This is a genomic window from Actinotalea ferrariae CF5-4 (assembly GCF_000603945.1).
Lineage (GTDB): Bacteria > Actinomycetota > Actinomycetes > Actinomycetales > Cellulomonadaceae > Actinotalea > Actinotalea ferrariae.
This window is the reverse complement of record NZ_AXCW01000183.1, coordinates 1-6,803: the sequence shown is the minus strand read 5'-3', so window position 1 is coordinate 6,803 and position 6,803 is coordinate 1. Positions and strand designations below refer to the sequence as shown.

The following is a 6,803-nucleotide window of genomic DNA, read 5'->3' as shown; positions in this document are numbered from 1 at the left end:
CCGACCGCACGGCCGCGGACGTGCGGACGGCGGTGCGGGGGTACGCCGCCGCGGAGTCCGCCGCGGGACGGGTGGTCCGCGGGATCCAGGTGGGGGCAGGGCACGCGCTGGGCACCTCCGGCCCGGTCGGCTGGGTGCTCGCCGCCGCCGGCGGTCTGACGCTGGCGGCGGTGGCGGCGCAGCGCGTCGTCACCCTCCGGCTCCTGCGCCGGACACCGACCGCCACCGGGGTGACGCTGAACGCGCTGAGCCGCTGGACCCGGACGCTCGAGGGCCCGGCGGGCCTGGTCGGCTGGGTCCTGGTCGGGGAGGGGCCGCCGCCACCGGACCCCCGGCAGACGGGGGTGCTGGAGCCGGTGCTGCCCTTCGTCGGCGGCTTCCTGCGGGGGGCGCTGCCCGGCGGCGCCCCCGGCCCGGTCGTCGTCGCGGGGACCGCGAGCGGACAGGTCCCGGTCGCCGCCGGGACCGCCGAGGAGCTGTGGGGGTGGGTGGGGGTCGCCCGGTGGCTGACCGGCACGGTCCCGAGCGGGCTCGTCGTGGCCCGCAGCCTGACGCGTCCGCCCGGACCCGCCCAGGCCCCGCCGCGGGGCATCCCGGACCTGGTCGCGGGGATCGAGCGCACCTACCCGGCCCCACCGGGCGACCCGGGAGCAGCCGGCCCGGGGGGCGGCCCGCCGGGGCAGCCCCCCGCGCCTGCAGGGTCGGCAGGAGCCGGCGCGGGGACGATCGAGGTGAAGGAGCTCCGACGCCCCGACGGCACCCGCACGTGGGTCGTCACGGTCCCCGGGACACAGGAGTGGGGACCGGTGCAGGGGCCGAACCCGTTCGACCTCACGTCCAACCTCGGCCTCGTCGCCCGGGGGGCCGACGACGTGACGGCCGCCGTCGTCCGGGCGATGGAGCTCGCCGGGATCCGCCCCGGTGAGCCCGTGGTCCTCACCGGTCACTCGCAGGGCGGGATCGCTGCCGCCGCGGTCGCCGCGGCACCCGCCCTGCAGGAGCGATTCGACGTGCGGGCGGTCGTCACCGCCGGCTCGCCCGTGGGGACGATCGACCTCCCGCCCGACGTCGTCGGGGTGCACCTGGAGCACGCGACGGACCTCGTGGCCGGGTGCGACGCGGCCCCCAACCCGGACACGCCCACCCGGACGACCGCCGTCGTCGACCTGGGTGCGGCCCCGGACGCAGCCACCCGCGCGGCGGCGGCCTCGCCGCTCGCCTCCCACCAGGTGCGGACCTACGCGCGGACGGCGGCCGGGCTGGAGGGGGCCGGGGACCCCCGCTGGGACGCGGCGAGCGCCCAGGTCGCGGCGTTGCTCGCCGACACGACCACGGTCGGGACGGCGTGGTACTCGGCCGTCCGGGTGCCCCCGCCCTCGCCCGGCGCGCGGGGGTGAGAGGCGCGGGGGTGACGGGCGCGGCGGGGAGAGGCCGGGAGGTGAGTCGCGCGGGGGTGGGCTCAGTCGCGGCGCTTGCGCGCCCCGGGCACCACGAGGCTCAGCAGGAAGCTGACGACGCCGACCAGGAGCCCGGCGAGCAGGGCCGTCCAGAACCCGTCCACGCGCAGCCCGTAGTCCGTCAGGCCCGACAGCCACCCGGTCAGCAGGATCATCAGGGCGTTCACCACCAGGGTGAACAGCCCGAGCGTGACGAGGTAGAGGGGGAAGGAGAAGAAGGCCACGATCGGCCGGACCACGGCGTTGACCAGACCGAAGACCAGGGCCACGGCCAGGAAGACGAGCACGCGCGACGCGGTGTCGTCCCCGCCGACGACCTCCAGGCCGTCGAGCAGCACGGTCGCCAACCAGATCGCGGCGGCGTTGACCAGGACGCGCGGCAGGAACGTCATGGTTCCCATGCTTCCACGATCAGGTCGGGCGCACGGCGGAGCGGCAGTGGCATCCTGGGCCGGTGACCAGCGCCGCTCCTCAGCCCGCGTCCGTCCGCTTCCGCGCGGTCGTGGACCGGATCCCCGCCTACGTGCCCGGGGCCCGGGCCGCGGACCCGGCCGCGCACAAGCTCTCCTCGAACGAGAACCCGTACCCGCCCCTGCCCTCGGTGCGGGCCGCGGTCGAGCAGGCGGCCGCCCAGCTGCACCGCTACCCGGACATGTTCGCGACCGAGCTCGGTGAGGCCCTCGCCGCACGGCACGGGGTCGAGGCGTCGTCGGTCGTCGCCGGCACGGGGTCCGTCGCCGTCCTGGGCCACGTGCTGCAGGCGTTCTGCGACACCGGCGACGAGGTCGTGCACGCCTGGCGCTCCTTCGAGGCCTACCCGATCCTCGTCCAGCTCCAGGGCGCGGTGGGCGTGCCCGTGCCCGTCGACGCCGCCGGCCGGCACGACCTCGCCGCCATGGCCGCGGCCGTCACCGAGCGCACCCGCGTCGTGCTGCTGTGCTCCCCGAACAACCCCACCGGCCCGGCCCTCGCCCACGCCGAGGTCATGACGTTCCTCGCCCAGGTGCCGCCGGACGTCGTCGTCGTGCTGGACGAGGCGTACGTCGAGTTCGTGCGCCGTCCCGACCCGCTCGACAGCGCGGCGGCGCTGGCGGCGCACCCCAACGTCGTCGTCCTGCGCACGTTCTCCAAGGCCTACGGGCTGGCGGCGCTGCGCGTGGGCTACGCGGTCGCCCGGCCGGAGGTGGCCCGCGGCATCCGGACGGCCGCCACCCCGTTCGGCGTCAACCACCTCGCGCAGGTCGCCGCCCTGGCGAGCCTCGCCGCCGAGGCCGAGCTGCTCGACCGCGTGGCGGCGATCGTCGCCGAGCGGGACCGCGTCCGGGCCGCGCTTCTCGACCAGGGCTGGGACGTGCCGGACGCCCAGGGCAACTTCGTCTGGCTCGCCACGGGCGACCGGACGGCCGCGCTCGCCGTCGACGCCGCCGCGCAGGGCCTGCTGCTGCGACCGTTCGCCGGCGAGGGCCTGCGGGTCACCATCGGCGAGCCCGCGGCGAACGACCGGCTCGTGGAGGCCGCCGCCGCCTGGCGCTGAGACCCCCGGTCTCGGTCAGCGAGACGATCGTGGTCCCCGGCTGCACCGCGTCACCCGGTCGGGCTACGGTCACGCCATGACCCACGGCACCCCGACGACCGGCGCCCCGCGCCGCGCCGTCGTGCCGTGCGTGCCGGCCGGCGCCTGTGCGCCCGCCTGCCGAATGCCCTGCTGAGTCCCGCGTCCACGCGGGCCACGTCGGCCACCTCTGCTGCCTGACGTGCCGGGGCCCTCCCGCGCCGACCGCGCGGTCGCGCCCGCCCCCGGTCCTGCCAGACCGGCCCGCCGCCGGGCACGTCCCGGCGCGCCCACCGGCCCACCCGTACCCGGTGACGACCCGGCGCCCGCGCGCCTCCATCACGCACGAACGGAACCACCATGACCGCACTGGACGTCCGCACCGACCGCCTCACGCCGCTCGAGCCGGCACCCCTCGACCCCGTCGCCCTCGGCCTGCCGGAGAGCAACGTCGACGCGATCCCGCCGCTGCCCACCCACTGGCAGGGCCTGGACCTGCGCGAGGTGCTGTCGCGCCCCGCCGCCTTCCTGTCCGTGAGCCAGTCCAACTCGCTGTACCGGCCGGGCGGCGTGCAGTACGCCGAGGGCCACGCCTTCCGCGGCAGCCTCCCGGCGACCGTCCGCTCCGTCCGTGCGGCCCGCGCGGCCGGGAACTTCGTCTCCTTCAACTGGATCGGCTACTCGGTCTTCCGCGACGGCTACCCCGGCACCGACTTCGACCGCGCCCAGTACGCGTCGTGGACGGGTCACCTGGACGCGACGCCCGAGCAGGTCGCGTGGGACGACGCCCTCGTGGACGAGCTGCGCGACCTCGTGGAGCCGGGCGACAACGAGCTCTACGAGAAGGCGCTCCAGACGGCGTTCGTCGGCACGGACCTGCCGCTGGAGCTCGCCCGCAAGCGGGTCGAGGTCGTCGTCATCACCGGCATCCACCTGGACTGGTGCATCGAGGGCAACGCCCGGGCCGCCCGGGACCACGGCCTCCTGCCCATCGTCATCGGTGACGCGACCGGTGCGCAGCGTCCGGACCAGGAGCGCGCCGCCTTCGAGCGGATCACGAACTTCTTCGCGCCCGTGATCTCCTCGGAGACGTTCGCCGGGCTGGTGGCGCGCTGATGGGCGACGTCGGCCTCCTCCTCGTCGGCGCGGTGCTCTTCGTCAACGGCCTGGCGAGCCTGGGCGTCGTCCGGGGTCGCAGCGTCGTACCGCTCAACTTCCTCGTCGGCGGGGCGCAGGTGCTCCTGCCGGTCCTGGTGCTGGTGCAGGGCTCGTCCGACCCCGCGGTCGTCCAGGGCGCCTGGCCGAGCCTGCTGTTCGGCTTCACGTACCTCTGGTACGGCCTGATCGTGCAGCGGGACCTGGAGACCGAGGGCTTCGGCTGGTACAGCCTCTTCGTCGCCGGGATCGCTGCGCTGCACGCCGTCCAGGCGGTCGGCACGGACCCGGTGTTCGCGGTCATCTGGGCCACGTGGTCCTCCATGTGGCTGCTGTTCTTCGTGCTGCTCGGCCTCGGTCGCACGCAGGTGGGGTCGCTGGACCTCGGCCGGTTCACCGGCTGGTACCTCGTGCTGCTCGGGATCCCGACCTGCACGGTCCCCGCGCTGCTCCTCCTGGAGGGCCGGTGGACGACCGGTCCGACGGCCGGCTGGGCGGCGCTCGCCGCGCTCGGGGCCGCAGCCGTCGCCTCCGCGGCGCTCGCCCGCCGTCCCGCGGCCGGCAGGGAGGTCGAGTCCCCGCAGCCCGACGTCGCGCACGGCACTGCGCACGGCACTGCTCCCGACACTGCGCCCGACAGCACGCAGGACACCGCGACCTGGACGGCACCGGAGGCGCGGCAGCCCGTGACCAGCGCGGTCTGACGACCAGCGCGGTCTGACGCCGACGCGGCCGGCCGGGGACGCCTCCCCGGTCGGCCGTCGTCGCGTCGCACGTCGCCGTACGCCGCCCGAGGGGCGCCGGGTCAGTCGGGCGTCCCGCGCAGGACGACGGCGAGGGACGCGGTGACGATCTGGGAGATGCGGCTCGGCGTGACGCCCTCGGCCGCCGCCAGCTCCCCGACCGGGGTGCGGTGCACGACCCGCGCGAGCAGGATCCGGCGGTGCCGCTCGGGCAGCGCCGCGACACCGGCGCGGAGCGTGCTCGCCTCCTCGAGCTCGACGACGACGTCCTCCGGGCTCACCGTCGTCGCAGGGTGCGCCCACTCCGGCAGCGTGTCGACGGAGGTCGCCACCACGCGGTGCGCGGCCGCCGCCACGTCGGCGACCCGACGGGCGCTCAGCCCGGTCCGGCCGGCGATGGCCGTCGTCGTCGCCCCGTCGCCGAGGGCGCTCCGGGCGTCGCGGACGGCCCGGGCGTCGGCCCGCACGCGCTCGGGCAAGGGATCGGCCCGGCGCAGGACCCCCGACATCGCGTTCGTCACCACCGTGCGCGCGTAGGCGGGGAAGGGCACGCCGCGGTCCGGGTCGAAGGAGCGGGCGGCCGCGAGGAGCCCGAGCAGGCCCTCCTGCCGGAGGTCGTCGACGTCGAGTCCCGTGCCGACGAGGACCGCGGCCGGCCACCGGCGCAGGGCCACCTCGACGACCGATCCGTAGGCGTGCAGGACCCCCGCCGGGCTCAGCTCGTCGACCGCGGGCTCCGGCCGCGGCGACCGGCTCCCCGGGAAGGACGGTCGGAGGCCCGACGGGCGGAGGTCGGTCGAGGTCGTGGTCGCCCGCACGGCGGTGACGGTCATGAGCGCTCTCCTTCAGCCGGCCTTCCCGTGCCCCCTGGTGGCGTCGGGTACGGCTCGGACACGCCCGGCCGCGGGAACAGCATGGGTTCCCTATAGCGAACATGCACGGGTGCTGACACCCAGCAGGCGATCCACGGGTGGGCGAGAGAAAGGCAGCAGCCCTGGTCCGGCGCGCGGCACGGCGGCGCCCCCGCCCGCCGAAGGGGCCCGGGCGGGGGCACGAGGGCGCGGGAGCGCGCCGTCCGGGCGCGGCGCGGTGTTGGAGGGTGTAGACAAGCGTCGCCGGACGACTCTTGTGGGGGTTCCCCACACGAACCTACGGAGCCGTAGCCTACGCTGGCGTAACCAGGCCTGGCCGCCGCCCGAAGGGACCCGCTGCGTGACGCCGACCGACCTCCCCCCGCCCGAGCTCGTCCAGCTCCTGACCCCCACGGGCGAGCGGGTCGACCACCCCGTGTACGCGCCGCGCGTGGCCCACCTCGACGCGGACGCGCTGCGGGGCCTGTACCGGGACATGGTGCTCGTGCGCCGGTTCGACACCGAGGCCACCGCGCTCCAGCGGCAGGGGGAGCTCGGCCTCTACGCGCCGCTGCTCGGCCAGGAGGCCGCCCAGATCGGCTCCGGCCGTGCCCTCGCGCCGCAGGACTACGCCTTCCCCTCCTACCGCGAGCACGGCGTCGCCCACACGCGCGGGCTGGACCTCACCGCGGTCCTGCGCCAGTTCCGCGGGATCGACCACGGCGGCTGGGACCCCCGCGAGCACAACTTCCACCTCTACACGCTGGTCATCGGCTCGCACACGCTGCATGCGACCGGCTACGCGATGGGCGTGCAGCGCGACGGCCTCGTCGGCACGGGCGACCCGGCCCGGGACACCGCCGTCGTCGCCTACTTCGGTGACGGCGCGACCTCCCAGGGCGACACGAACGAGGCGCTCGTGTTCGCCGCGGTGAACAACGCGCCCGTGGTGCTCTTCTGCCAGAACAACCAGTGGGCCATCTCCGAGCCGACCGAGCGCCAGACCCGCGTGCCGCTCGTCGAGCGCGGCCGCGGCTTCGGGGTG

Annotated in this window: 6 protein-coding genes and 1 pseudogene; 5 read left to right on the top strand and 2 right to left on the bottom strand. The window is 76.3% G+C overall.

What is annotated here, in order from left to right:
* Positions 1-1,397 (top strand): annotated as a pseudogene (locus N866_RS21430) (hypothetical protein); the annotation flags it as partial.
* 62 nt (positions 1,398-1,459) lie between these two features.
* On the opposite strand, the gene N866_RS13810 reads toward N866_RS21430, so the two are convergent.
* On the bottom strand, positions 1,460-1,858 hold the full coding sequence (locus N866_RS13810) for a phage holin family protein (protein WP_342668430.1): 399 nt from the start codon (positions 1,856-1,858) through the stop codon (positions 1,460-1,462).
* A gap of 53 nt (positions 1,859-1,911) precedes the next feature.
* On the opposite strand from N866_RS13810, the gene hisC reads away from it, so the two are divergent.
* The 3 genes from hisC to N866_RS13795 all read left to right on the top strand — a co-directional run bounded on the left by hisC (position 1,912) and on the right by N866_RS13795 (position 4,868).
* A complete protein-coding gene (gene hisC, locus N866_RS13805; RefSeq protein ID WP_034227343.1) occupies positions 1,912-2,991 on the top strand; it encodes a histidinol-phosphate transaminase in 1,080 nt (359 codons plus the stop codon).
* 378 nt (positions 2,992-3,369) lie between these two features.
* Entirely contained in the window at positions 3,370-4,125 is a 756-nt protein-coding gene (locus N866_RS13800; RefSeq protein ID WP_034227341.1) for a cysteine hydrolase family protein, read from the top strand.
* On the top strand, positions 4,125-4,868 hold the full coding sequence (locus N866_RS13795; RefSeq protein ID WP_081802655.1) for an AmiS/UreI family transporter: 744 nt from the start codon (positions 4,125-4,127) through the stop codon (positions 4,866-4,868). The genes N866_RS13800 and N866_RS13795 overlap by 1 nt, the downstream gene beginning before the upstream one ends.
* Positions 4,869-4,969: 101 nt before the next feature.
* Here the strand turns inward: N866_RS13795 and N866_RS13790 are convergent, their stop codons facing one another.
* On the bottom strand, positions 4,970-5,740 hold the full coding sequence (locus tag N866_RS13790; RefSeq protein ID WP_034227339.1) for a sigma-70 family RNA polymerase sigma factor: 771 nt from the start codon (positions 5,738-5,740) through the stop codon (positions 4,970-4,972).
* Between the two features lie 379 nt (positions 5,741-6,119).
* On the opposite strand from N866_RS13790, the gene N866_RS13785 reads away from it, so the two are divergent.
* Positions 6,120-6,803: thiamine pyrophosphate-dependent enzyme (locus N866_RS13785; protein WP_034227337.1), on the top strand; the 684-nt coding region annotated here is incomplete at its 3' end.